Source organism: Corynebacterium sp. HMSC28B08, from assembly GCF_001806865.1.
GTDB classification, from domain to species: domain Bacteria; phylum Actinomycetota; class Actinomycetes; order Mycobacteriales; family Mycobacteriaceae; genus Corynebacterium; species Corynebacterium auriscanis.
This window is the reverse complement of sequence record NZ_KV786169.1, coordinates 67,901-92,136: the sequence shown is the minus strand read 5'-3', so window position 1 is coordinate 92,136 and position 24,236 is coordinate 67,901. Positions and strand designations below refer to the sequence as shown.

The following is a 24,236-nucleotide window of genomic DNA, read 5'->3' as shown; positions in this document are numbered from 1 at the left end:
CCTAACTTCACCGAATCACAGGGGCAGGGTTATCCCCTCATTATTTACCTTATGTATAACGCCTACCATGAAGGTTTTTCATACTGGCCTTCGCGTCTCGCCACAAAACCCTACCTGGCTACCCCCGTTGCACTAACGCACATTCGCATCTGCTGAGTGCGCAGGGCGTCGAGATAAAAGAAGGATAAGCAGAGCGAAAGCAGCGGGCGAGAGCACGTAGAACACACAAAACCGCCCAGCCACTACCGATTCAAAGGAGATCCTTTAATCGGGCGGACTGAGCGGCCAGCCGGGCAATAACGTCTTGAGAATTAGTTTTATCGCAACAGTTAAAGCATGAGGCTTTGGGCAAGGCGGTTAAGCCTTAGAGAGCAGTGACGTTCTGGGCCTGCGGGCCCTTCGCGCCTTCACCGATCTCGAATTCGACCTTCTGATTTTCTTCGAGAGTGCGGAATCCATTGCCCTGGATCTCGGAGTAGTGGACGAAGACGTCTGCGGAGCCGTCTTCAGGGGCGATGAATCCAAAGCCCTTTTCCGCGTTGAACCACTTAACGGTTCCCTGTGCCATTTTCTAACCTAACTGTTGTGAAAGCTCGTTCCCCGCCCAGCGATGCGCAAACTTCATTATTGAAGCCGACGACCACAGGAACTACGCACGGAAATACTTCTACCGTGGCTTTATGAGAACGTCTCCACAGTCTGCCACGCAGTGAAGCTTTGCGAGCCAACGGCAGCACAAGCCGTTTTTCGCTAAGCCCGTGACATGCACTAATGTATTTTTTCTACCCCCGTATGGGGAATCGCGGACTGGAGGTGCAGCATGACGGCGGTCGAAAACCGGGGAGAGAATGCTGGACTAGGCGACGAAGTACTCAGCGAACTGCGACGCGCCCTGACACGCTCTACCTGTACTCACGTAAAACACATTCCCGCGCGCGCATCGAAACACGCGGATTGGCCAGATTGGGCGGCGCCGTCGTTGGTGGAGTATCTAGTCCAGGAGGGTATTCAGCAGCCGTGGAGCCACCAGGTGGAGATGGCGCAGCACATCGCGGCTGGCCGGGATGTGGTCTGCGCAACCGGGACGGCTTCCGGAAAGAGTTTGGGTTATCAGCTGCCGATTCTGAGCGACCTAGCGAAGCCGGGGAATTCGGCTAGCGCCTTGTACATCAGCCCGACGAAGGCTTTGGCGCAGGACCAGCGGGCAACGATCGCGCAGATGTGTGTGGAGTGCGACGAATTATCCGATGTGGTGGTGGCGACCTACGACGGCGATACCCCGCCGGAAGCCCGCCGAGTCATTCGCGACCAAGCACAGGTCATCGTAACCAACCCCGACATGCTGCACGCTTCGATCCTGGGGAATCCACAGGTGTGGGGGCGCTTTTTGCGCAGCTTGAAGTTCATCGTCGTCGACGAGTGCCATACGTATCGCGGCGTATTCGGCGCGCACGTTTCGCTAGTGTTGCGGCGACTATTGCGGTTATGCCAGATGCGCCCGGTGGTTGCGCTGGCCAGTGCGACGAGCGTAGATCCGGCGGCACATGCGCGGCGACTGACCGGACGGGCCGATATTCGGGCCGTCACTGAGGATGGCTCCCCCACTGGTGCGACGACGGTAGCCCTGTGGGAGCCGGGGTTGTTGCCACAGGTCGAAGGGGAAAACGGCGCGCCCGTTCGCCGCGCCGCCAATACGGAGGCGGCCGAGATCATGGGACGCGTTATCGCCCACGGTGCGCGCACGTTGACTTTCACCCGATCGCGACGCGGGGCGGAGACTGTGGCAATGGGGGCGGCGGAGCAATTGTCATCCATGGGCCGAGCGGCCGATGCGGTACGCGTGGCGGCTTATCGCGCGGGCTACACCGCAGAAGATCGGCGCACACTGGAACAACGGCTAGATAACGGCGAATTGTTGGGCGTGGCTAGTACGAATGCCTTAGAGTTGGGCATTGACGTGGGCGGGTTGGATTGTGTGATCAGTAGTGGTTTCCCGGGCACGATAGCCAGCTTCCGACAGCAAGCCGGGCGGGCAGGGCGGCGCGGCCAGTCCGCGCTGGTCATGATGGTCGGCGCAGACGATCCGATGGATACTTACCTAGTTCACCACCCCGAGGCACTGCTGGACCGGCCGGTGGAAAATACCGTTTTCGACCCCACTAATCCTTATATCTTGGCCGATCATTTGGTGTGCGCTGCTGCCGAAAAGCCTTTATCCGACGCCGAAGTGGCACAGTGGCAAGGCGAACACGTCGTGGAACAGTTGATCGCAGCCGGGCGGCTGAAGCGCCGGCCCAAGGGGATTTTTGCCAACCTTACGGTGGCTAAAGATGTGCACGCGGGCATCTCCATCCGCGGCGGGGCGGTGAAATCGGTAGCCATTGTGGAATCAACGACGGGCAAGCTTCTGGGCGAGGTCGATGCGGGACGGGCCGTCAATGACGTCCACTCGGGTGCCGTGTATTTACACCAGGGCGATACCTATGTGGTCGATGCGCTGGATTTGGAAGCAAACGTGGCATGGGTGCGCGCGGATTACCCGGAGTACACCACGCAGGTGGTGCGGGAGACAGACATTCGGGTTGTCCGTACCCGCCGCACTCAGTGTTTGGCTGATGGGGTGTGGCTGGCAGACGTGGATGTGGAGGTCTCCCACACGGTGACCGGTTACCGGAAGCGTCTACCCGGCGGAGAAATCCTGGAAGTTGTTCCATTGGACGTGCCACCGGAGCGGCTGTTTACCCGCGCAGTGGCGTACACGGTGGATCCCGAAGTTTTGCGAAGCAGTATGGGATTACCCGAGCCCACGTGGCCAGGTGCTTTACACGCGGCCGAGCATGCCGCGATTGGAATGCTGCCCCTGATTGCAACGTGTGACCGCTGGGATATCGGCGGGGTGTCTACCGTGCTGCACCACGATACGGGCTTGCCCACTGTGTTCGTCTACGACGGGTATGCCGGTGGCGCCGGGTTCGCTGAACGCGGTTTTGAAGCTTTCAGCCGGTGGATGCAGGTCACGAAGGAAACCGTGGAAGCATGTGAATGCTCCAGCGGGTGCCCCTCCTGCGTGCAGTCCCCCAAGTGCGGCAACGGTAATGAGCCGCTGTTCAAGGCAGGCGCGGTGGAGGTGCTGACATTCCTCGCGGGCGCTTCTAGGGCGAGCGGACAGGTGTAGGCGCCCGGCGAGGCAGGGACGCAATGCGCCCCGTTATCGATCACCGATGTACGCAGCGACGACATGCAATTATTTGCCCGCACGATGGGACCCGTTACCGATCACCGATGTACGCAGCGACGAGATATGAGCGCCGGAGAACGTGGCTTGACTTGGCACGAGCCAAAGGTGCCCAGCACCTCACGATTCCCCACATCGAGAGATCCGTGCTGTTACATTGTTTTTTATGAAAAACACTTTTGCTTCGGTAGGTTCTTTGACGTTGGTAAAGACTTCTACTTCGAATGCACGTGGACTGCGCCGACCAGTCTTATCATTCATCACAGCCACCGCTTTGCTGAGCTGTGGCGTTGCCACCTCGGTTGCACCTGCTGTTGCTAGTACAAGTTCTGCGCAGACCCTGGGCTCAGTAGCGGATTTCACCCCGCGGTCAGCGGTAAAGCTGGGCAAGCCGATGCACAAACCCGCTGCATTCCCCACTACCCCAATTGATAGTGGGCTACAGATCGGTTCCCTGCCTGCAACCACCGGCCAGCCCATGAATCTGGCCCCATTGGATGCGCGGGTGGGTTTGAGTGGGGCGTCGAAACAATATAGGTTCTCCTATTCCACGACGAACCAGCACGGCAAGGTAGCGCCCTCGACGGCTGCGGTGTTTCTCCCTCAGGGGAAAATGCCGCCAGGTGGTTGGCCTGTCCTAGCATGGGCGCACGGAACTGTTGGTCTTGGTGATAATTGTACCCCTTCGATGAACCCGCGTTCAGAACGAGACGCGCGCTATCTCAATCATTGGTTATCTCAAGGATATGCGATTGTTGCTTCGGATTACGCAGGTCAGGGCACCGATGGGTTGATGAGTTACCTTAACGGAAAATCCACTGCTGCCAATGTGGTGGATTCCGTGATTGCCGCGCGGAAGTTGGAACCCCTACAGGGGAAACTAGCGAAGCGTTGGGCGGTGATCGGGCAATCGCAAGGTGGTGGCGCGGCGCTGCATGTGGCTCAGCGCGCAACGAAGGCCAGCCGGGCGGCCGGTATTGATTTCCGTGGGACGGTCGCCACGGGATCGCCGGCTTATATCGAGAACATTGTTCTGGCTGGCGGGCCGACGTTCCCGCCGGTGGTCTTGCCGACGGGGTTGAATGTTTATGCGCTGTACATCATGGCAGCAATCAGGGAGGCGCGACCGGACCTCAACGTGGATCAGATCCTCACGGACGAGGGCAAGCAGATGGTGACGTGGGCCGAGACCGCGTGTTATACCCAGATGGCCGACGCGGTTGACGGCACGAATGTAGCACGCGCATTCAAAAAGCCGGTCCGGAGCATCCCGGGGATTCAGCGGGCGCTCACAGCTCACATGGCAACAGCCACGACCGGGTACGACAAGCCGGTGTTCGTGGGTCACGGACTGAAGGACAAAGACGTACCCACTCCGATCGGCTTGGCACTGAATTCCGAGATGTGGCTGAACCAGTTCACCGCTTCACCACGTAACAAGCGAGTAGTTGTTCGTTGGTATCCGACCGATCACGGTGGAACAGTGTATGCCTCAATGAAGGATTCCACGCCATTCCTCAAAAGAATCATGAAACATTAACCGGCAAGGAAATCCTGATGCATTAGCTAACCCAGCTAACCCAGCTAACCCACGGGCCCCGCAAGGGCAGATGCGGAACCGCTGCGCCGCTGATTTACGGTCACTGTCACGCGAACGAATTCGGCTTCGATCTGACACTCACGCACCGACGCATGATTTAACCCCGCAATGGTGTTGGCAACCGCACACGGATCATCACCGCCGGCCAACAGGTCGGTGGCCGCCGACAGCGCTGCAAGGTCGGCCGCCACCGTCGCTTTCTGTCGTGCCATAAGATCCGTCGTACCCACGGCCACGTACATCACCACACTCAGCACCGCGAGAATCACCGTTGCGCCGTAGGTGGTGCTCACAAGATGCTCCTTTCTCTCGGTTCTAATTCCCCCTGGGTCTTCGCCATTCTCGTGGCTTCAGCCATATTTATGGGCTTCAACTCTCTGTGCCCGTTCACCGCACCCTATTCCGTCGGCTCGGCAACCACCACGGCTCCCGCACTGACATCCATCAGGGGTGCATCCTTGCTCACGGTCACTCGCACCACCGGCAATTCCCCTACACGGTCGTGGCTAACCTGCACGCGGGCTTCCGGATCGCGCTGTACCACGTATGCCTGCGCATCCTGCCCCAATGCCCCGGCGCGAGCCGCATCCCTGGCCAACGCCTGCGCAGCTGAATGCTCCGCTAACGTCACAAACCCGGATACGGCCCCGGCCGCCACCAAGGTCATCGCGCTAAGAACGATGGCACCTTCAACGGTGTTCATGAGCCAGTGCTACCGCCGGTTACCTTGTTGCAGCGCCTTTTCAAAAATTCCGCTCAACGCTTGCTCTACCGTGTCCGACGTCACCACCGTGTACAGGAGCGCCCCCAGCGCCGCGGCGGCCACACACCCCAGCGCATATTCGATGGTCGACATGCCCCTTTCGTCTGCCATGTACCCCCTTATCGCCTCCACCAGCTTGTGGAAAGCCGTTGGTTCTTTTCCCGACGCCTCCCCGCGCTCCCCTTCATGTTCTTGCTGGGCAATCGCGTGCATGCCGGTGGAGATGTGCGCGGATGGATCGAGGGCGTCGATGTAAGAATCCTGGTTCATCGTGCCTGTGTTGCTTGCTGTTTGAGCGTTCATGATCGTTGTCCTTTCGTGCAATGTTTCGGTTAGGTTGTGGATTGAAGGTTGACTGACCTGGTCCATGATCGACAGCCCCAGGTTGTGTGGATTGGTGATCACCCGCCGCATTAGATTCCCGCCAGGCCTATCGCCAAGGGCAATAGGCCCACCACCACAAACATCGGCAGGAAGCACAAGGTCAAAGGTGCAGCCAACACGACTAACATCTTTTCGGCAGCTGCCGTGGCTTCGTTGTTCGCGTGTTGCCGCAGTCGTTGCGCTTGCGCCCCTGCCCCCACTGTGAGGGCAGTTCCCGATCGCGTCTGTTGCAAGGCTTGCCTGGCCACGGGGCCAAAACCGGAGTGAGTCTTCAAGCTCTCCCACGCCTGAGTGGCAGCTCCCATATCCAACAGGTGCCCCACTGTAAAAACGACCCGATCAGGTTCAGCCAGTGTGACGGGGTCCCACTGCTGGGTCATCACCATCCACGCCCGATTGGTAGGCATCCCCACCTGCAATGCTGCAGTGAAGATGTCCAGCCCACGGGCAATATCGAGGGAAGTTAAGCCGGCATGGCTGTCGGGGCCGGCTCGGCTTCCCCCGCCTACGAGCTTCCACTGCGATTGCGTGAGAAATTCCGTCCACTGCACCCCTGCGCATCCCAAAAGCGATCCCACTAGTAACAGCACCGCCCCCAGGGGGTTATGGATGAAAAATCGCGGGGTATCCAACCCCATGGTTTGCCCCAGCACCACCGCACCAATCGGAAGGGCCAGCAGCACAGTGACTGTCAGCCGCGCACCTGCCATCGCGGATTCGTACTTCTCTCGGCGCTCCAAGGCGGCGTCGATATCCATGGCATATGCTTCGGCCAGCACCGATAGCGGAATTCCCCGCTCCGCGGCGAGGCCCCACAGTTGGCGGAAGTAACCCAGTTCGCCCCCGCCGATCTGCAAGCGATATCGCGCCACCAGCTGTTGCGCGCGAAGTGCTATGTCCTCATCCTCTATGAAGAGCCCGGCCGCCAGGACCGCGTCTTCCGGCTTTGCTCCCGCCTGGGATTCCCTAGCTACGGCCCCCACGAATTCCCGTTCGAGCTCTACCTCCTGACGGGCCCGTTTGTCCTTCAGCATCCGCCGGACCACGCGGTAAACCACAAAACCCCAGATCATCAGCACGGCTGCGCCGACCGTCGCGTTAATCATCGACATCACCCCCCTTTCGCTTAAATCCCCCGCTAGCGCATTACGCCGCTTGTCGTCCCAGTCCCGTCATAAAGTTGCTCCACCCATCGCATGGGCCATGCGCCCATACCAGCCGCACATCTAGGCGATGCCGGTCATCTAGAGCCAACTGCCCCACATGCGTTAACTTGCGCCCTTCGGAAGTACGCGCGACATGCAGCAACACATCAATCCCATCGGCAGCCTGCCGTGCCAATGCCCGCTCTGGCATCCCCGCCATCGCGCCGAGCGCATCCAATCGCCCGGGCACCGCGCCGGGGGAATTCGCGTGAATCGTCCCTGCACTGCCCGCGTGCCCGGTATTCAGCGCCACCAGCAAATCCGCCACCTCTGCCCCGCGGATCTCACCGACCACGATCCGATCGGGCCGCATGCGCAAACACTGCTTCACCAACGTTTGCATGGTTATCGCACCCTGTCCCTCGGCATTGCCCCGGCGCGCGGTCAAAGAGACCACATGCGGATGCTCCGGCATCAACTCCGGTGTATCCTCCACCACAATGCACCGTTGCCAACCGGGCACTTCCCCCAGCAACGTCGCCAGCAGCGTGGTCTTCCCAGTACCGGTTCCGCCGCTGATTAGCACATTTTTCCGACTATCCACGATTCCCCGCAAGGCCCCGGCCAGCTCCGCGTTGACGAACCTGTCCTTCACCAATTGCTCGATACTCAAGCCGCTGGTTTTCAGCATGCGCAAACTGATACACGTGCCCCCTTGCACGGGTGGCGATAGCACCGCATGCATTCTGATGGCAGTAGCCGGAATATCACTTGGCAGCCCAGTCAGGACCCCGTCCGCATACGGCATGGCGTCGTCCAACCGAGTGCCACACGTCGCCGCCATGTGAACAGCCAGGTTGCGGGCTTCCTCCGCCGATAGTTCCACCGCCAGCTTCTCCATGCCTTCCCCCCGGTCCTGCCACACAGTGCCATCGGCATTGACCACCACATCCGTAACCCAGGGATCCGTCAAGACCTGCCCCAACTGCCCCAGCCCGCTGAGCTCCAGCTGCACTTGCCGTATCGTTTCCACGTCAGTTTCGGCCGGCATCACTTCACTGATCTTTTCCACCGACGCCTCGCTGATCCCCCGTTCCGCCAACCTCAGACGGATGGTCTGCGCGAATGAGTGTGTCATGTCAGGCCACCTTCCCGGTTGCATCTAAACGCAAGCCTTCAATATCCAGGTGGGTGCTGGCGCGTTGCCGTTGGATGACCGTCAGCACTTCCAGTGCCGCGCGGTGCGGGGCACAGCGCTTCACTCTTTGCGTGCCCACCCTCCCGCGCTCAATACCTCGTTCTGCACCTCTCTCTACGTTTTCAAGAACACGCTCGGTGAATGCCCGCGCATGTTGTAAGCCGCTTCGCAATGATCGCGGTTGTGCCCCGGGAATCTGGGCGGCGCGTTCGGCAATGATCTGTGGGGAATCCCGGTAGCAGTTGATGTAGTTTTCTAACTGGCCACTATCGATATCCTTCGCTAGCTGCGGGTCATCCTCAATCACCACCGAGGGCAAGGCATCCAAAATCACACTTGCGAGTGCCAATGTCGCCGAGGAATGCGGCACCTGGCGCAGCACGTACAGCGGTTCCGGCCAACCCTCATCGATGGTGCGCTCACGATTAACGAGCGCGGCAGCCACACCGGCGACCGTCAGCGGACAAACCACTACGTGGGCATCGGGCACTTTTCCCTGCCAACGGCCCGGTTCGTGAGGGTCTGTGCGCCCACAATCGACGACCACTGCGGATTCCTCGATCACCCGCAAGCATTCCGGTAAGTCAACCGGCACGCATTCGTCGCGAGCTTGGGTCAGCAATCGCGTGAAACCAACCTGGGGTAGGCGCTTGAGCTCCGCGTCGCGGTGCAAATCCGCCATACGGGTTCCCGCAACTCGTTCCACTCCTAAGGCAACATCTACTCCTGTGGATCCCGGAGAAGCATCGAGCAGCACCGAATCCATACCAGTCTCCCCCAAGGCGTCGGCCACGAGGAATGCTAACGTCGACGCTCCGGCACCCCCCACGCTGCCACTCACGGCAACCACAGGTGCTTCACCAACACGCAGTAACCGCGCCAGTTCCAGCACACCTGCAGCCTCAAATCCAACCCCGGCTGAGTCTGCCTCGTTAGATCCCCCTTTTCCGGTGCTCGCCCCAACAGAGCTCACCCCGCCAGCACTCGCCCCGCCAGCACTCGCCCCAACAGAGCTCGCCCCGCCAGCACTCGCCCCAACAGCACTCGCCGAATCAGCGCCAGTCACCATCCGATCCAACCTAATGACATGCGCGCTTTCGGCCGTGCACAGTGGCGAATCGTGGTCGGTTACGACCACTGCCGATTCACCGGCTGCAAGATGCGCAGACAGCTGGGTGATGATGGATTCATCTCCAAATGTGTTGAGATACCGTCGACGGCTAACCTCGGCCACCATCGCGGCCTCCTCGGCCCACGACTGATTCTCCACGTCCAGGATCACGGGCCTGCTCGCCCCTGCCCACCCATGAATCCCGGATGGTTCGATGCGATGGCCAGCGTAGGAAAACTCGCGAATGCGCTGCTTAAGACTATGTTCTGCGTACCCCATGGCTGCCAGTGTGGCACCCCGCCGTCGAACCCGGTAGCACCCGAAGGAGGACCTGTGGATAAGTAGCGGGGGGCGTCAAGAAAAAAGAAAAGAAGTTGTGGACAACTCCAAAGTTTGTGACAGATGTGACAGATGTGACATGAAGGGCTGTAGGATCAGAGGCGTGACGCCCTCCAACGAGACCAAAGATGGACAGCCCGCGGGTCAGCCCACCCGTCCTGGACTAAGCCGTCTCCACGACAGCAAGGCCCACCGCGTGCTGGCCATCTTTGATTTGGACAAGACGATTATCGATACCTCGGCGTCCATGGCCTACCGCCGACCTATGGCTGAACGCGGGTTAATTAGCACGTCAGAACTGCTGCGCATGATGGCTTTGCTGGGCAACTACATGCTGACCACGCATACCGAAGAAAACATGAACGCCACGAAAGATGCACTGCTGGGCATCATCAAGGGACGGGAAGAAGCGGCCATGCGCACAATGGCGCAAGATGCCCTCACAGAAGTAATTACTCCCTATATTTACGCCGAGGCCCGCGAGCTGTTGGATTGGCACCGCGAACGTGGGCACGCAATTGCCATCGTGACCGCATCCGCATCCGTCATGGTGGAGCCGATTGCCTCCGAACTGCAGGTCGATCACCTCATTGCCACAGAATTGGGTGTGGCAGAGGGTAGATTCACCGGTGAAGTTCTGCACTTCAACAAAGGCACAGCCAAGGTTGAGCGCATTCGCGCCCTAGCTGAATCTCACGGTTATGACCTAGACGAAAGCTTTGCCTACACCGATTCTGCGACCGATCTGCCGATGCTGGAAATGGTGGGCAATCCGGTGGCCGTCAATCCGGATCGGCCCCTGCGGAAAACCGCGATGTCCCGCAATTGGCCCATTCACAAATTCGATAAGCCCGAACCCCTGTTCGCGCAAGGGGCGGTACTTGCCGGCGCCGGGGCCACCCTCGCGGTGCTCGGTGCGCTGGCGACCGGCCTGGCGTTTTGGGTGAGGTCGCGGGACGAATCTGCGTAGGCGCGGAGCGAGCATCGCGAAGCCGAGGCCGGGGTATAAGAGTCGGGAGTCGCGTGGGCCCGGTGCCGCGGTTCACGGCCCACGGTGCTGCATAGTCGGCGCCGCGGTGTCGCGGGGTCGGGCACCGCGGTGTCGCGAGGTCGGGCGCGGAGGTTACTTCGCGTCAGCGATAGATTTCGCCTCAAGGCTGCCCTCACAGAGCCCCGTTGCGTGAAACACGATCCAATCAGCCACCCCGCTGGGCTCGCCAGAAGCGAAACCTTGAGCCTTGGCCGCGTATTCATCCCGGTGACGATTCCACCACACTTCGGGCACACCTAATCCACGCGGGTCCAATCCGCCAGAAATAGTGGCCAAGCGGGAACACGCTCGGGCAGTGACCCCGTTGGCGTCGGCAAAGGGTTCCAAAGTCAACAGCTCGCCGTGAATGATGGCCGACAACACAACGGAGTTGACCTTGGTCCCGCCCGTAATCAGGCGGCCAAGCAGCTGCAAGCGCGCATCGGTGGCCTTTTTGGGCCGGCCAGGCACAAGAAACTCCGCGCTTCCCGCGACTTTCCGACGGAACGATTCGTCCGACATTTGAGGGCTGGCCACCGAGTTGATCTTCGCAATCACCTGCAATGGGGCACGGCGCCACGTGGTCTGCGTATCGCTGATTCCGTCCGGGGCCAACAACTCCGCAGCGCGCAGGGATCCAGCCAACACGGGGTCCTCCACCTGACCATCCTCCGGCAGTCGTGGCGTACCGCCATCGAGCTGTGCCGAAGCACGAGCTCCGCGCAAAACAGCTTCCGAACCAGTGACATCCCACCCTTTAAGATTCGCACGGTGACGGTGCACGCGCGCCACGTAATCATTGGCCTTATCAACTGCTTCCTGAACTCCGTCCAGTTGCAGCAGCGGTTCTAAGGGATCCACAAATTCAGTCATGCTAGACACAATAATTCACCCCTGCGCGCAAATCGGCGGCAAGCATGGCAAAATGGCTAGAGTCTATTTGATACTTCGAGGAGTTTTGACGTGAGCAAGAACGACAGCGAAGGCCTGTACACCGATCCCAACAGCTTCAATCCACAGGTCAACGCCATTCCACTATCCGATGTGGACACCCACCCTAAAGGCAAGGCCGGCATCAAAGACTTGGTGATGGATGCGTCCTCCCAATTCTCCAGTCTGGTTCGATCTGAGGTCGAACTGGCCAAAACCGAGCTGACCCAATCCGCCAAAAAGGCCGGCATTGCCGCGGGCCTGTTCGGCGCCGCTGGCGTTATCGCCGCTTACAGTTCCTTCTTTCTGTTCTTCTTCCTGGCAGAGCTGCTGGACACCTGGCTACCACGGTGGGCTGCGTTCCTCATCGTCTTCGTCTTCATGTTGGTTCTGGTCGGCATCTTGGCCGCCATTGGCATCAAGCAGATCAAGGGCGTGAAGAAGCCGGAAAAGACCATCGAGTCCGTCAACGACATGAAGGAACTAGTCCCTTCCCGTGGCGCAAACTCCGCCCGCGCGTTGAACAACGAACAGGGACTGTACACCTAGAGTTTTGTAGAGCTTAATGAAACTTCATAGAGCTTTCCTGCGACTACAAACCACGTGAGTCCATGCAGAACCAAGACTTCTCCTCAGCCACCTCCCCCGGTGGCCCCATTGCCCCGGAAGGCACCTACGTGCACTCGCGGGGCATTCGCTTGTATGCGGAACAGCAGGGCCCGAAGCACGCGCCACTAGTGGTGTTCATCCACGGTTTCGGTGGAGGTTGCTTCGATTGGCATCCTGTTTTCCACCAGCTTGCCGATACGAATTTGCGGTTGGCGTCGGTTGACCTGCGCGGATACGGCAAGTCCGATAAAACTCCGCGCGGGTACGACCTCACTACTGCCGCCAGCGACATCGCAGGTGTGGTACGTCGACTGGGGTACGAAAGTGCCACCATCGTGGGCCACGGATACGGCGGCTTAGTGGGATGGACGCTCGCAGCCCAAGAACCGGAGCGTGTGAACTCCCTCATCACTATCTCCTCGGCTCACCCGGTGGTCCTCTCACGCTCAGTCGCCCTACGCCCGAATAGCCAATGGCGCCGGGTGCGCCGCGTCCTTTTCTCCCAGCTCCCTCGCCTGCCGGAGAAGCGTTTTTTGGATAACGACGCCGCGCAGGCCGAGCTCTACTTCCGCGAAGGTACGGCCCCAGGTTTTCGGGATACTCCGCGTTATCACGAACACGTTACGCAACGGCGCCAAGCGATGCAGGTCGACAAGGTTGCCCACTTGGCCAATGAACACGTGCGTTGGCTGTTTCGTTCCCGTTTCCGCCCCGAAGGCGCACAGTTCGACCGCACATTCCCAACCCAAGTGGCCACCAATGTGCTGGCCATCGAGGGGAGTATGGATCCGGGTTACGTTCCCGCCGTCACCCGGCGTTCCCTAGAGCGCGCGCAATCGGGCCGGGCGCAGCTGCTGTACGGCCTGGGGCATTTCGCACATGTCGAAGATCCGGAGGCCGTGGCCGCGCTCATCGAAGCCCACGTCACCGGAAAACAGAAATAGCCGGTGGCTTGCAGCGCCCGCCTATTTCAACACACACTTCCCAGTGGGCACCGGCACCTCTGCCTGCAGTGCTTCTCGCGTGTGCTTCAGTACTTCGTCCTTGGTGAGGGCATAACCCGTTTCTTCATCATTGATATCTGCACCGAAGATCAATCCGAGCACTCGGCCCTGGGCGTCGATCAAAGGTCCGCCAGAATTACCTTCCACAACTGTGCCCCGCAACGAGTAAGCCTCGCGTTCCACACGGTTGGTGGCATAGATGTTGGGGCCGCTGACGGTAAAGCGTTCGCGTATACGCGCGGGTGTTGCCACAAATGGTCCGCCCTTAGGGTGCCCCAACACGATCGCGCTATCGCCGGATTCTGCCGGCTTATCTGCCCACGTTAAAGGTTCTATACCGAGGTTTTCGGAATGCAGGACCGCAATGTCGATCTCGGGGTTGTAGTACACCACGTCCGCCCGTGCAGGCCCCTTGGTGGTATCCAATTCCACTTGGTTGGTACCCGCCACAACGTGGGCATTCGTCAAAATGGTATCGGGCTGAATCACAAATCCACTGCCCTGCAGCAACCGGGAGCATTGGTTGGCCTCGCCCACCACCCGGATGATGGCATCGCGGGACTGTCGAACAGCCGGAGCTCGCTGCAAGGCATTATCCGGTGCTTCTACCTCGCTCGCCGGGAGTTTATCCAAAGGCCCGGCGATTAGTGGCAGGCCCGAGTTATTCAGCATGGTAGCCGTCCGCGACGGCAAGTTTTCCATCCATTCGGGCACCACGGTTCCCACTGCGCTGAGGATCCGGGAATTCCGCAATTCCTGACCGAAGTTCGATTTGTTGGCCGAGGCAATCGGAACCAAAATTAACCAGATGACCAGCAGATATGTCACGACCTGGACCACAGCACCCACGGCCGAATCGACGGTGATGCCGGTGCGTGTGCGAATCTTATCGCGTAAAGATGCACCTGTTCCTGAGCCCATAAGGTAACCCGCCACAATGAGGATCGTCATCGTAACAATGGCTACGATGAGGCGTGTTCCGCTGTTATCGCCAATGCGTTGATTGGATTGTTCAAGGACGTAAGGCAAGAGTTGCACGCCCAGTACACCGCCAAGCAGCACGCCTACGAACCCTAGGAACGCGGAGAGCCCGCCTTGCTTCCACCCAGAAGCTACCGCGGCGATGATGACAGCAATGAGTACACCGTCGAGGATCATCGATCCGGAAGATCCTGAGGTCATGGTGCTCCTCCCTGTGGACCAGCGGCCCGGAATTGGTTCTTCATGGTTTGCAAGGACTCGCCGTTGGACGATTGCTCCAACGCGTTGAATAGGTCTACCACGGGTTCACCGGCCCAGGGCCGTTCCCACCCAGCAAGTCGCACGATGCTATCGACAATTCCTGCCGTGAATCCCCACAGCAACCTGTTGCCGATGGAAAATGCAGGCCCGGACCACTGCATGAACCCCACGCGGAAGCGGTGTTCTGGATCGGTGAGGTGCGATAGGGCAACCATCTCCACCCAATCGTTTTCCGGGCTTGCCGGGTAGATGTCATGGGCGGCGGGCCAGTAGGCCAGCACGGGCACTACCGCGAAGTTAGTGCGATCGATGTACACCGGTTGCATGACTGCCAACGGTGTGACCGATTGCGGATCCAAGTTAGTTTCCTCCCAGGCCTCCCGCAAGGCCGTGGCGATGGCATCGCGATCCTGAGGTTCCCGCCGACCACCCGGAAACGCCATTTGACCAGAGTGGTTACGCATCGTGGCCGCGCGGTGGGTCAGCAGCAAGGCAGCATTGTGGGGTAGCGAGCGCGCAGGCCCGTTGGGCCCTTCATTCTCACCTGCGTAACCGGCATCACCGGCCTCGCTGACCCTGCCTGCACTGTCGGTCTCTCCCCCGCTGCCAGCACCACCCGCACCCACCGCCTCTACCTCGTCGGCATCGCTAAAGAGCACCAGCACGGCCGAATATCTCGGCGCAGCACCGTCTTTCCCCACCTCCGGCACAATCCGCGCCGAATCGTTCAGCGCCTCATGGATATCCCCCGACCGCGCCGTCTTCGCCAACTCCTCGATCCACTTCGGCAGATCATCGGGCAAAGGAGGCTGAGTGGCGTTGCGCTCCAGCCACTGCTGCTGGGTCGTCGTACTCTCTTCAGCCTGTTCATTCAGGGCCCTAGCCTGCTCATTCAGGTCCCTCTGCTGAGTCATCGGGCCTCCTCCGGGTTACCTTCTAGGGCGAGTGCAACCTCTTTTTCTAGATCATCCACATTGTCGAAGGCTTTCGCGATCAATTTGGCTCGCGTTCCATCCCCGCGGTACACCACCGTCAGTGGCACCACTTTCGGCAGTTTCCCCAGCGCATCAAACGTGTGAGAAGAATCCTGGAAGCTAGGGAAATTGTGCACTTTCACATCGCGCAGCATGTCGGCACCCGCCTGTGCTTTCGCATCCAAGTGCACCCCCACCACATTGTATTCAGGGTGTTTTTCCCGCAGCTCCTGCATCACCGGCAGTTCCGTGCGACACGGCCCACACCACCACGCCCATACATTGACGATCGTCGGTTTGCCAGCCACCGCCGCCGCCATCGACGTGGAGGCTTTCACATCCGCACCCGTCTTTTCCGCAGGCAACTCGCCGCCCTCCGTCAGGCACGGCAGCTGGATCTTGGCCAATTCCGAGTGAGGGGAGAAATCCCCGCTGCCCGTTGGGCAGGTTACAGGCTCGTGGACTTGGACGTTGGCTTGCTTGGCTGGGGGCGTGGGGGCGTCGGTAATTTGTTCCGACGCCAACGGCGGCGCTTGACCTTCGTCCGATCCCTGCAGTCCCGCGATGAGTGGGATCGCGGCGACCACCAGACCAACTACTACGGTGGCCGCGATCAACAGAGCCCGAGCGCGAGGCGAGACCTCAGGGGCTGGTGGCTGGGCCAGGTTAGCGCGGGAATCTAGGGTATGTTGCGAGGAATTATCATTCATGAGAATCCTGCTAATTTTAGCAATCGTTCCCGGTCGTTGGATTTTATGAGCTGCGCTGCTTCCTCCGGGTCAATCGGACCTGCCTGCCCGAAGCTCGGGCATTGGCGGGCGAGTAAGCAGGCACCGCACGCGGGCTTTCGCGAATGACAAACGCGGCGGCCGTGGAAAATTGCCCGGTGGGAGAACTCGGTCCATTCTTTCCGCTCTATGAGGTCCATGAGGTCGCGCTCTACCTGCACGGGATCCTCAGAGTCAGTGAGCCGCCACCGGCGCGCCAAGCGCCCAAGGTGTGTATCGACCGTGATTCCCGGAATATCGAAGGCGTTACCCAGCACCACGTTGGCAGTCTTTCGCCCCACTCCCGGTAGGGCCACCAAGTCCTTGAGGTTATTCGGAACCTGCCCGTCGTGTTTATCTACAATGGCCCGGGCCAAGCCCAGAATGCTGTTCGCTTTGGAACGGTAGAACCCCGTGGGGCGGATGATCTGTTCCAGCTCCTCCCGATCTGCCTCGGCGTACGCTTGAGCATCGGGATAGCGCCCAAATAACCCCGGTGTGACAATATTCACACGGACGTCGGTACACTGGGCTGAGAGCACAGTGGCTATCAGTAATTCCAAAGGATTACTGAAGTCCAACTCGGCGTGCGCGTCCGGATAGGCTTCGGCCAACATCCGGTTTATTTTGCGTGCGCGTCTGGTGGTGCCAAGCGGAGTTTCCTCGCCCTTGAAAGCCCGATGGCTTCCGGGACGGGGTAGTGAAGGTCGTTTCGTCGACGGCGACTGGGAATCCGGCATGGGATCCACCATATCGCGCAAGCAAGACATCAATGCTTGTAGCGTGTTTAGACGGACTGGACGTATCGCAAAGGCCCCCGGGCTTAGAAGCAAGCAAGGCCCCAGGTCTTAAAGGAAAGTAGAGGAACAAAGGCAATGTCCGAAGTATCGGAGATTCTGTCTCGTGCAGGCATTTTCCAGGGTGTTGACCCCACTGCTGTTCGTGCGCTCATTGAAGAGCTAGATACGACGAAGTTCCCTCGCGGCACCACGATTTTCGATGAGGGCGAGCCCGGCGACCGGTTGTACATCATCATTAGCGGCAAGGTTAAGCTGGCTCGTCACGCTGCGGACGGTCGCGAGAACCTGCTGACCGTGATGGGCCCTTCCGATATGTTCGGTGAACTGTCCATTTTCGATCCTGGCCCACGTACCTCGTCGGCTGTCTGCGTGACCGAAGTAGTCGCGGCCACCATGGATTCCTCCATGCTGCACGATTGGATCAAGCAGCACCCCGAAATCTCGGAGCAGCTGTTGCGCGTGCTGGCCCGTCGTCTGCGTCGCACTAATAACTCGTTGGCTGACCTGATCTTTACTGATGTGCCAGGGCGGGTGGCGAAGGCGCTTTTGCAGCTCGCGAACCGTTTTGGCATTCAGGAAGGCCCCGCTCTGCGCGTGCACCATGACCTTACGCAGGAAGAGATCGCCCAGCTGGTGGGTGCTTCGCGCGAGACCGTCAACAAGGCCCTCGCAGAATTCGCCCACCGCGGATGGATCCGCCTGGAAGGCAAGTCTGTGTTGATTTCGGATACGGAGCGGTTGGCTAAGCGTGCTCGCTAAATTCGCGCGCTGGGTTTGCTTGCAAGGCACGCGCCTTAATCGCGCAGCTTAGGTTCATTCGCCACGCGAGCCCATTGGGTTCGGTAATCAATCCCCCCCAGCATTAACAAAAAAGGGGTTTAACCCACTGTTCCCGGTGGACCAAACCCCTCTTAGCTGAGCCCCTCCGGGGCCGGTGGCCAGCCCCGTATGCGAGGTTCAGCCACTTTCCCCTCCTTGGGGCGTGCTGTTACTCTCCCTTGAGGAAGCGCAATGTGACGCGCGTGGACTGTGCTGCCGCGTTGCGCAGCACTGGATCGACGTCGGTGTAGATGTAATCGACGATCTCACCCACGTTCGCATCCTCACCGAGCTCCTGCAGAGCTTCTTTTACCTGCTGCAGTCGCAGCTCACGGCGTTCAATGTAACGCTCAGCGATGGAAGCCACATCAGGCTGGTCAGGACCGTGTCCCGGCAGGAGCGGAATGCCCTTGCCGCGTTCCTTAATCTTTCCCAGGGTCTCTAGGTATTCCCCGAGGTCACCATCGGTCTCCGAGATCATGGTGGTGTGGCGACCGGCAATGGTATCACCAGTCAAGATAGCTTCCACATCGGAATCGTCGTCGCCACCGTTGGAGTGAATGAAGAAGCTCACGCAGTCGCGGGTGTGGCCCGGGGTGTGCACAACCTCAATGGTTGGTGTCAATCCTTCGAAGGAGATGATTTCGCCATCTTCCAGTTCATCGGCTGCGATACAGTACTGCTTTTCGAAAGCGCGTACGGGCGCACCGGAAATCTGGCGGAACCGCTGAGCACCATTGGCGTGATCAGCGTGGCGGTGGGTGAGCAACACCAAGGCAATTTCGCCATCATCCTGAGTGGCCTTGGTGTTGAGGACATTCAGGTGCCCTTCATCTTGCGGTCCTGGGTCCACAACGACCGAGACCCTATCCTCAGGGCCACGGATGACCCAGGAATTAGTTCCCTCCAGGGCGGCGTAGCTGGGGTTAGGTGCTAGGACGACGCCGACGTTTGGAGTGACTGGACGTAGTTGGCTGTACGCGGGGTGCTCCATGACTCTAAGCCTACTTCTTCTGCGCTACTTGGTGGCTACCTGAACAATGATTTCTACTTCAACGGGGGCACCGAGGGGCAGTTCGGCAACCCCGACTGCTGCGCGGGCGTGGGCTCCCACCTCAGGTCCGAAAATCTCTCCTAGTAGCTCACTGGCCCCATTGAGCACTGCTGGCTGACCATTAAATCCTTTAGCTGAGGCGACGAAGCCGTTGACTTTCACGACTTTGGTGACGTTATCGATTCCCACCAGGTCGTGAATCGCAGCGAGAGCGTTGAGGGTAGCCACGCGAGCCTGTTCGTACGCAGCTTCCTCATCCACTTCGTCCCCTACGAGACCAGTGACCGGCAGTTTTCCTTCAAGGAAGGGAAGCTGGCCAGAGGTGTAAACGAACCCACCAGCGTGTACCGCCGGCACGTACGCGGCGACGGGAGCTGCCACGGAGGGCAGCTCAATTGCTAATTCTTTAAGCTTGTCCGTGAACGCCATGCCAATCTATCCCAACTCGCGCTTGAGGTAAGCGACGTGCTGCTCGCCCGTGGGGCCAGGGAGCACAGAGACCAGCTCCCAGCCGTCCTGTCCCCAGTTATCCAAGATCTGCTTGGTGGCATGTGTGAGCAAAGGCACGGTTGCGTATTCCCATTTAGTCATGCCTCCGAGTATAACGAAACGCTCGGACAATCATTTCTGTCCGAGCGTTCAACGGTGCTGGTCAACCGCATCCCCTAAGGATGCCTATCTGCCGCGATATTAGCCGAGCGGTGGTTGATGTGGGGTTAGTCAGCGCCGATGACCGCTGATTTATTGTACGGTCTTCGCCGCTTCCAGCTGACCTGCGAAGAAGTCCGCCCAGCTAGTGACTTCTGGGTGCTTACGCAGCAGGGCACGACGCTGGCGCTCGGTCATGCCGCCCCACACGCCGAATTCCACTCGGTTATCCAAGGCATCCGCTCGGCACTGCAAAACCACTGGACAGTGCCGGCAGATCGCGACCGCCTTGCGCTGCTCCGCTCCCTTAACAAAAAGCTCATCCGGATCCACATTCCGGCAGTGCGCGAGGGTGATCCACTCGCCGCGGTTGTTAAAGGACTCACGGCTGGTTACCTGGTCGGCGGGCTGGCAAGTTGGCTTACTTACCGACGCCTTGCTGTCAACAGCAGCGGTGCGAGCTGGGCGAGCGAGAGATGCAGTCATGGTTACTCCGAGAAACCCTTCGGTTGAAAAACTTGTTTTCACGTTGGACGTAATCTTATTCACACGTTTTTAGAAGTGTCGAATGGGTCACATTTTGGGGGTGAGGACCATACGTATTACAAAGTTGCGCTAAGGCGCTCCCCGTCACTGCGCAACTCGCCCCACAACGGGCGCGCGAGGGGAATTGACTCACACAATCGCCTCATCTCCGCAGCTCACAGTGATTTCGGCGCGGAAGACCGCGAGTGAAAAGCGGGGAATCTTAAACCCCAAGGGGCATAACACAACTGGTTTTGACGATTTGAGACGCAGCTCACAATTTTCACCCCCGCTCACCTAGTCTGTCCGGCATTTTTCGTCAGTCTCATTTGCCCCGGCTTTCCCTCCAACCCAGTTGTTGCGAGATGGAGAGCCCCCTCTGATTGCTGCACATCGTCGACTAGGGTTAGTCGATGTGAATACTTCGACGTCCCTCGCCAAGATGTTCGCCGCCATAGTCGTGGGTGGTTTGTTACTCGCCCTCGCCATGGTCCCCTTCGCGGGTCTTAGCGGCTGGGCCGTTAGCGCGACCAACAAGACGATGAACTCGAATGTGCAGGACATCTCCGCCAACGATGATCTACCCAGGATGTCCAGCATCACTGATCGTTACGGCAACACGATGGCCTACATCTACGACCAACGTCGTGTCGAAGTAAAGCCTGATGAAATCTCGCAGAACATGAAAAATGCGATCGTGGCTATCGAGGATCGTCGATTCTTTGAACATGCAGGCGTCGATATAAAAGGCACCCTACGCGCCGCGGCCGCCAACGTGACCAGCGGCGGTGTGTCCGAAGGAGCGAGTACCCTCAACCAGCAGTATGTGAAGAATTACCTGCTGCTCGTGAAAGCGGAATCTAGCGAACAGCAGGCCGCGGCAATCGAAACATCTATCCCGCGCAAACTGCGCGAAATGAAGATGGCCAGCGAATTAGATAAGGAGTTCTCCAAAGACGAGATCCTGACCCGGTACCTCAACCTCGTATCTTTCGGCAATAACTCTTTCGGCGTGCAAACCGCCGCACGGACATACTTCGACACCAACGCCAAAGACCTCACCATTCCCCAGGCCGCGCTGTTGGCTGGAATTGTGCAATCGACAAGTCGCCACGATCCCTTCACCAATCCCGATGGCGCACTCGCGCGCCGCAATGCAGTGCTGGACGCGATGGCAAGCACCGGCAAAATCTCCGCCACCAACGCCGCTCGGTATAAAAAACAGGGCTTAGGCGTGGGCAAAGAACCCAAGGCAGATGCAAACGGTTGTATCGGCGCAGGTAATGCAGGTTTTTTCTGCGATTACGTGCTGCAGTGGCTGGATTCCAAAGGGATTGACCGCGACAAGGTCGCCAAGGGCGGATTGACCGTTCGCACAACGCTGGATAAAAAGGCCCAAGAAGCTGCGGATAAGGCTTCAAAGAACCACGTCTCCGCTACGCAAACCGGCGTGGCTAGCGTGAGCAACTTCATTTCACCAACGGGCAATGGGCACGAAGTTGTCGCCATGGCATCGTCCCGAAACTACGGCCTTGATACAAAGAAGAAGGAAACCGTCCTGCCCATCACCCATTCCCTCCAAGGGCACGGAGCCGGTTCGGTTTTCAAGATCTTCGCGGCTGCCAAAGCTATTGAGCAAGGCGCAGGACTCAACACCGTCCTCGACGTTCCTAACCGAGTGGACGTGGACAACATGGGTTCAGGCGGCGCGAAGAACTGCCCACCCAGCAAGTACTGTGTTGAAAACGCCACCTCCTACAAGCCCACCATGACGTTAAAGGAAGCCCTAGCTACCAGCCCGAACACCCCTTTCATAACCATGGCGGAAAAGGCCGGGGTAAAGGGCATCGTGGACTTGGCTGTCAAGATGGGCCTGCGCAGCTACGACGACAAAGGTAGCCACGGAGATACCAGCATCGCCAAGTACACGAAGGACAACAACCTAGGTTCCTTTGTGTTGGGCCCCAATGCGGTCAACCCACTGGAACTATCGAACGTGGCGGCTACCTTGGCCGATCACGGACGGTGGTGCGAACCGCGTCCAGTACTCAGCGTCACCGATCACGCTGGCAATGAAGTGTCTTTAGGTAAGAGTAACTGCGAGCAAGCCCTGAACAAGAACGTTGCCGATGCGTTGTCCAATGGCATGGGTTCGGACATTTCCTCCGGAACCGCAGCAGGCGCCGCGGCCAGTGTTGGCTGGTCCGGTCCCATCGCTGCAAAGACGGGTACCACCGAGACAAGCTTTTCCGCAGCATTTATGGGCTTCACTCCGCAATGGGCAGGTTCCACCTACATCTTCAATGACGGCGGAAGCTCCCAAAACCTGTGTACCTCCCCCGTGCGCCAATGCGGTGAGGGCAACTTGTACGGCGGTAACGAACCCGCGCAAACCTTCCTAGAAGCATCGAAAACCGGAGTAGCAGCCCGTGGAGGCCCGGGCCTTCCCAAGTACGACCCCAAGTACAACACGGGTACAAACCCGGAAAAGTTCGCTTCCAAGAACGCCGGTGCAAGCAGTCAAGGTCAAGCATCCGCGCAGCCACAGCGCAGGAACGGTCCATCGCAAGGACCCGCGACTCCACCTGGGCTTCAGGACTTTGAAAACCAGATCAACGATCTGCTGAATCGGCTGCAGTCCTTCGGTGACCAAGCCGCCGGCGGTCGCCCATCCCGCAGGTAAGGTGGAGCATCGTGATACCCACCGACCAAACTTCCAAAAGTCGCGTTGTCACCAGCTTGTTAGGCGCCACTGCAGGCTTGGCAATAACCGGGCTGGCTACCGCCTACCTGGCTAACCGCGAAATCCGACAATTCGAGATGCACGAGGTCACCGTGCCGGTTTTCGAACCCGGCGCGCTGCCCGAAGGTTGGGGTTCCGTACGGGTTCTGCACATCAGCGATCTTCATATGCTGGCGGAGCAGAAAGCGAAGGAGGCATTCCTCGCAGGATTGGATACCACCAACCCGGATCTGGTCATCAACACCGGCGATAACTTGGGCTCCAAAGACGGTGTGCCCACGGTGGTCCGCTCATTGAACGACCTAATGGACCGACCAGGCGCGTTCGTTTTCGGCTCTAACGATTACTTCGCTCCCCGCCCGGTCAATCCCTTCATTTACCTACTTGGGAAAAAGCGCAAGCCCAGTGAGGAGAAGCTTCCGTGGCGAGGTATGCGCGCTGCCTTCGTAGAACGTGGTTGGCACGATGCCACCCACCAACGTGTGGAGTTCACGATCGCCCCAGCGGGTGTTGCTGAATCTGACTACGCGCGCGAAATCAAACTAGCCATCGCGGGTGTGGATGATCCTCACCACCACCTGGACGATTACGATGCCATCGCCGGGCCCGCCAACCCCGATGCGGATCTGAAGATCGGTCTGAGCCACTCCCCCGAACCTCATATTCTGGATCGTTTTGCAGCTGACGGGTACCAAATTGTTCTAAGCGGTCATACTCACGGTGGCCAGTTATGCCTGCCCGGTGGGAAGACGATCGTTACCAACTGTGGAATCGACCGCGGTCGAGCCAAGGGGTTATCGCGATGGAGTGAGAAGATGTGGCTGCACGTAACCAATGGTTTGGGCAACTCCAAGTACGTGCCATTCCGCACCTTCTGTCGCCCCAGCGCCACGCTGCTACACTTCGTCGAGAAGTAGACCGGAGCCCGAGGAGAAAACCCAGCACAGAGGAATCCCCACTCGAGAGCTAGCCCCAAGCTCAGCGCGAGCCCCCGCCCAAGACCACAGCGATAACGTAGGGGCGCTTTGCGCCGTAACATCGCTGGGCGATATAGTTGTCAATCGTTACAGCGAATGGTTTTCGCCCCGTTTTCTACGGAAAAGCCAGATGAGATTCCGCGTGGAATAGCAGGCCCGGGGCATGAAATCTGGAAGCGGTAGCCAGCCGGGGTATGGCGCAGTTTGGTAGCGTGCTTCGTTCGGGACGAAGAGGTCGCAGGTTCAAATCCTGTTACCCCGACCATTATTTTTGACGGTTTCGGACTTCTCATTGAAACCGTTTGGGAAACTGATTCCTTCAGCTCAACCCACCGCTTC

24 protein-coding genes and 1 tRNA gene are annotated in these 24,236 nt (G+C 59.0%); 9 read left to right on the top strand and 16 right to left on the bottom strand.

Going from position 1 to position 24,236, the window contains the following annotated elements; all coding sequences use genetic code 11:
• Positions 1-364: 364 nt before the first annotated feature.
• Positions 365-568: a transcription antiterminator/RNA stability regulator CspE gene (locus HMPREF3098_RS07205; RefSeq protein ID WP_013889346.1), complete on the bottom strand. Its 204-nt coding sequence runs from the start codon at positions 566-568 to the stop codon at positions 365-367.
• 252 nt (positions 569-820) lie between these two features.
• On the opposite strand from HMPREF3098_RS07205, the gene HMPREF3098_RS07200 reads away from it, so the two are divergent.
• Entirely contained in the window at positions 821-3,175 is a 2,355-nt protein-coding gene (locus tag HMPREF3098_RS07200; protein ID WP_070434573.1) for a DEAD/DEAH box helicase, read from the top strand.
• A 226-nt stretch (positions 3,176-3,401) separates the two neighbouring features.
• Entirely contained in the window at positions 3,402-4,775 is a 1,374-nt protein-coding gene (locus HMPREF3098_RS07195; RefSeq protein ID WP_070434572.1) for a lipase family protein, read from the top strand.
• 44 nt (positions 4,776-4,819) lie between these two features.
• On the opposite strand, the gene HMPREF3098_RS07190 is transcribed toward HMPREF3098_RS07195, so the two are convergent.
• The 6 genes from HMPREF3098_RS07190 to HMPREF3098_RS07165 form a co-directional block, all read right to left on the bottom strand.
• On the bottom strand, positions 4,820-5,128 hold the full coding sequence (locus tag HMPREF3098_RS07190) for an Rv3654c family TadE-like protein (protein ID WP_035113520.1): 309 nt from the start codon (positions 5,126-5,128) through the stop codon (positions 4,820-4,822).
• Positions 5,129-5,232: 104 nt separating this feature from the next.
• Complete coding sequence (locus HMPREF3098_RS07185; protein WP_035113519.1) at positions 5,233-5,538, bottom strand: hypothetical protein; 306 nt, start codon at positions 5,536-5,538, stop codon at positions 5,233-5,235.
• A 9-nt stretch (positions 5,539-5,547) separates the two neighbouring features.
• Positions 5,548-5,901, bottom strand: a complete 354-nt coding sequence (locus HMPREF3098_RS12080) for a DUF4244 domain-containing protein (protein ID WP_371440965.1) — start codon at positions 5,899-5,901, stop codon at positions 5,548-5,550.
• A 110-nt stretch (positions 5,902-6,011) separates the two neighbouring features.
• Positions 6,012-7,094 carry a type II secretion system F family protein gene (locus HMPREF3098_RS07175; protein ID WP_070434569.1) on the bottom strand — a complete coding sequence of 361 codons (1,083 nt, stop codon included), beginning with the start codon at positions 7,092-7,094 and terminating at the stop codon, positions 6,012-6,014.
• 34 nt (positions 7,095-7,128) lie between these two features.
• A complete protein-coding gene (locus HMPREF3098_RS07170) occupies positions 7,129-8,265 on the bottom strand; it encodes a TadA family conjugal transfer-associated ATPase (RefSeq protein ID WP_035113518.1) in 1,137 nt (378 codons plus the stop codon).
• Position 8,266: 1 nt separating this feature from the next.
• A complete protein-coding gene (locus HMPREF3098_RS07165) occupies positions 8,267-9,715 on the bottom strand; it encodes a CpaE-like family protein (protein WP_035113517.1) in 1,449 nt (482 codons plus the stop codon).
• A 163-nt stretch (positions 9,716-9,878) separates the two neighbouring features.
• Between HMPREF3098_RS07165 and HMPREF3098_RS07160 the strand changes: the two genes are divergently transcribed.
• Complete coding sequence (locus tag HMPREF3098_RS07160) at positions 9,879-10,745, top strand: HAD family hydrolase (protein ID WP_235700690.1); 867 nt, start codon at positions 9,879-9,881, stop codon at positions 10,743-10,745.
• Between the two features lie 153 nt (positions 10,746-10,898).
• On the opposite strand, the gene HMPREF3098_RS07155 is transcribed toward HMPREF3098_RS07160, so the two are convergent.
• On the bottom strand, positions 10,899-11,678 hold the full coding sequence (locus HMPREF3098_RS07155; RefSeq protein WP_070434568.1) for a Fic family protein: 780 nt from the start codon (positions 11,676-11,678) through the stop codon (positions 10,899-10,901).
• 90 nt (positions 11,679-11,768) lie between these two features.
• On the opposite strand from HMPREF3098_RS07155, the gene HMPREF3098_RS07150 reads away from it, so the two are divergent.
• Both HMPREF3098_RS07150 and HMPREF3098_RS07145 read left to right on the top strand, forming a co-directional pair.
• Entirely contained in the window at positions 11,769-12,284 is a 516-nt protein-coding gene (locus tag HMPREF3098_RS07150) for a phage holin family protein (protein ID WP_070434567.1), read from the top strand.
• A 62-nt stretch (positions 12,285-12,346) separates the two neighbouring features.
• The gene (locus tag HMPREF3098_RS07145) at positions 12,347-13,288 is read left to right on the top strand and encodes an alpha/beta hydrolase (RefSeq protein WP_070434566.1); all 942 of its coding nucleotides are present in this window, start codon (positions 12,347-12,349) and stop codon (positions 13,286-13,288) included.
• A 21-nt stretch (positions 13,289-13,309) separates the two neighbouring features.
• Here the strand turns inward: HMPREF3098_RS07145 and HMPREF3098_RS07140 are convergent, their stop codons facing one another.
• The 4 genes from HMPREF3098_RS07140 to nth are packed head-to-tail and all read right to left on the bottom strand — an operon-like array spanning position 13,310 to position 17,071.
• A complete protein-coding gene (locus HMPREF3098_RS07140) occupies positions 13,310-14,530 on the bottom strand; it encodes a MarP family serine protease (protein ID WP_070434565.1) in 1,221 nt (406 codons plus the stop codon).
• Entirely contained in the window at positions 14,527-15,504 is a 978-nt protein-coding gene (locus HMPREF3098_RS07135; RefSeq protein WP_083284297.1) for an NUDIX hydrolase, read from the bottom strand. The genes HMPREF3098_RS07140 and HMPREF3098_RS07135 overlap by 4 nt, the downstream gene beginning before the upstream one ends.
• Positions 15,501-16,274 (bottom strand): thioredoxin domain-containing protein, encoded by a 774-nt coding sequence (locus tag HMPREF3098_RS07130; protein WP_070434564.1) that lies wholly within the window; start codon positions 16,272-16,274, stop codon positions 15,501-15,503. Before HMPREF3098_RS07130 ends, HMPREF3098_RS07135 begins: the two co-directional genes overlap by 4 nt.
• Positions 16,271-17,071, bottom strand: a complete 801-nt coding sequence (nth, locus tag HMPREF3098_RS07125) for an endonuclease III (protein ID WP_070434563.1) — start codon at positions 17,069-17,071, stop codon at positions 16,271-16,273. Before nth ends, HMPREF3098_RS07130 begins: the two co-directional genes overlap by 4 nt.
• 135 nt (positions 17,072-17,206) lie before the next feature.
• Between nth and glxR the strand changes: the two genes are divergently transcribed.
• Positions 17,207-17,890: a CRP-like cAMP-activated global transcriptional regulator GlxR gene (glxR, locus tag HMPREF3098_RS07120; RefSeq protein ID WP_035113514.1), complete on the top strand. Its 684-nt coding sequence runs from the start codon at positions 17,207-17,209 to the stop codon at positions 17,888-17,890.
• Between the two features lie 229 nt (positions 17,891-18,119).
• Here the strand turns inward: glxR and HMPREF3098_RS07115 are convergent, their stop codons facing one another.
• The 4 genes from HMPREF3098_RS07115 to HMPREF3098_RS07105 all read right to left on the bottom strand — a co-directional run bounded on the left by HMPREF3098_RS07115 (position 18,120) and on the right by HMPREF3098_RS07105 (position 20,138).
• The gene (locus HMPREF3098_RS07115; protein ID WP_070434562.1) at positions 18,120-18,944 is read right to left on the bottom strand and encodes an MBL fold metallo-hydrolase; all 825 of its coding nucleotides are present in this window, start codon (positions 18,942-18,944) and stop codon (positions 18,120-18,122) included.
• A gap of 24 nt (positions 18,945-18,968) precedes the next feature.
• Positions 18,969-19,433: a RidA family protein gene (locus HMPREF3098_RS07110; RefSeq protein WP_070434561.1), complete on the bottom strand. Its 465-nt coding sequence runs from the start codon at positions 19,431-19,433 to the stop codon at positions 18,969-18,971.
• Between the two features lie 6 nt (positions 19,434-19,439).
• Entirely contained in the window at positions 19,440-19,595 is a 156-nt protein-coding gene (locus tag HMPREF3098_RS11340) for a Sp36 family protein (protein WP_141739702.1), read from the bottom strand.
• A gap of 150 nt (positions 19,596-19,745) precedes the next feature.
• Positions 19,746-20,138, bottom strand: a complete 393-nt coding sequence (locus tag HMPREF3098_RS07105) for a WhiB family transcriptional regulator (protein WP_070434644.1) — start codon at positions 20,136-20,138, stop codon at positions 19,746-19,748.
• A gap of 481 nt (positions 20,139-20,619) precedes the next feature.
• On the opposite strand from HMPREF3098_RS07105, the gene HMPREF3098_RS07100 reads away from it, so the two are divergent.
• The 3 genes from HMPREF3098_RS07100 (at position 20,620) to HMPREF3098_RS07090 (ending at position 24,162) form a co-directional block, all read left to right on the top strand.
• On the top strand, positions 20,620-22,860 hold the full coding sequence (locus HMPREF3098_RS07100) for a transglycosylase domain-containing protein (protein WP_070434643.1): 2,241 nt from the start codon (positions 20,620-20,622) through the stop codon (positions 22,858-22,860).
• Positions 22,861-22,871: 11 nt separating this feature from the next.
• The gene (locus HMPREF3098_RS07095) at positions 22,872-23,837 is read left to right on the top strand and encodes a metallophosphoesterase (RefSeq protein WP_371440964.1); all 966 of its coding nucleotides are present in this window, start codon (positions 22,872-22,874) and stop codon (positions 23,835-23,837) included.
• Between the two features lie 248 nt (positions 23,838-24,085).
• Positions 24,086-24,162: transfer RNA gene (locus tag HMPREF3098_RS07090), tRNA-Pro, on the top strand.
• The last annotated feature ends 74 nt before the right edge of the window (positions 24,163-24,236 follow it).

Bases quoted from the DNA above. Each gene is read 5' to 3' on its own strand.
- HMPREF3098_RS07205 (WP_013889346.1), bottom strand. From the start codon at position 568: ATGGCACAGGGAACCGTTAAGTGGTTCAACGCGGAAAAGGGCTTTGGA.
- HMPREF3098_RS07200 (WP_070434573.1), top strand. From the start codon at position 821: ATGACGGCGGTCGAAAACCGGGGAGAGAATGCTGGACTAGGCGACGAA.
- HMPREF3098_RS07195 (WP_070434572.1), top strand. From the start codon at position 3,402: ATGAAAAACACTTTTGCTTCGGTAGGTTCTTTGACGTTGGTAAAGACT.
- HMPREF3098_RS07185 (WP_035113519.1), bottom strand. From the start codon at position 5,538: ATGAACACCGTTGAAGGTGCCATCGTTCTTAGCGCGATGACCTTGGTG.
- HMPREF3098_RS12080 (WP_371440965.1), bottom strand. From the start codon at position 5,901: ATGAACGCTCAAACAGCAAGCAACACAGGCACGATGAACCAGGATTCT.
- HMPREF3098_RS07175 (WP_070434569.1), bottom strand. From the start codon at position 7,094: ATGTCGATGATTAACGCGACGGTCGGCGCAGCCGTGCTGATGATCTGG.
- HMPREF3098_RS07170 (WP_035113518.1), bottom strand. From the start codon at position 8,265: ATGACACACTCATTCGCGCAGACCATCCGTCTGAGGTTGGCGGAACGG.
- HMPREF3098_RS07165 (WP_035113517.1), bottom strand. From the start codon at position 9,715: ATGGGGTACGCAGAACATAGTCTTAAGCAGCGCATTCGCGAGTTTTCC.
- HMPREF3098_RS07155 (WP_070434568.1), bottom strand. From the start codon at position 11,678: ATGACTGAATTTGTGGATCCCTTAGAACCGCTGCTGCAACTGGACGGA.
- HMPREF3098_RS07145 (WP_070434566.1), top strand. From the start codon at position 12,347: ATGCAGAACCAAGACTTCTCCTCAGCCACCTCCCCCGGTGGCCCCATT.
- HMPREF3098_RS07140 (WP_070434565.1), bottom strand. From the start codon at position 14,530: ATGACCTCAGGATCTTCCGGATCGATGATCCTCGACGGTGTACTCATT.
- HMPREF3098_RS07135 (WP_083284297.1), bottom strand. From the start codon at position 15,504: ATGACTCAGCAGAGGGACCTGAATGAGCAGGCTAGGGCCCTGAATGAA.
- HMPREF3098_RS07130 (WP_070434564.1), bottom strand. From the start codon at position 16,274: ATGAATGATAATTCCTCGCAACATACCCTAGATTCCCGCGCTAACCTG.
- nth (WP_070434563.1), bottom strand. From the start codon at position 17,071: ATGCCGGATTCCCAGTCGCCGTCGACGAAACGACCTTCACTACCCCGT.
- glxR (WP_035113514.1), top strand. From the start codon at position 17,207: ATGTCCGAAGTATCGGAGATTCTGTCTCGTGCAGGCATTTTCCAGGGT.
- HMPREF3098_RS07115 (WP_070434562.1), bottom strand. From the start codon at position 18,944: ATGGAGCACCCCGCGTACAGCCAACTACGTCCAGTCACTCCAAACGTC.
- HMPREF3098_RS07110 (WP_070434561.1), bottom strand. From the start codon at position 19,433: ATGGCGTTCACGGACAAGCTTAAAGAATTAGCAATTGAGCTGCCCTCC.
- HMPREF3098_RS11340 (WP_141739702.1), bottom strand. From the start codon at position 19,595: ATGACTAAATGGGAATACGCAACCGTGCCTTTGCTCACACATGCCACC.
- HMPREF3098_RS07105 (WP_070434644.1), bottom strand. From the start codon at position 20,138: ATGACTGCATCTCTCGCTCGCCCAGCTCGCACCGCTGCTGTTGACAGC.
- HMPREF3098_RS07100 (WP_070434643.1), top strand. From the start codon at position 20,620: ATGTTCGCCGCCATAGTCGTGGGTGGTTTGTTACTCGCCCTCGCCATG.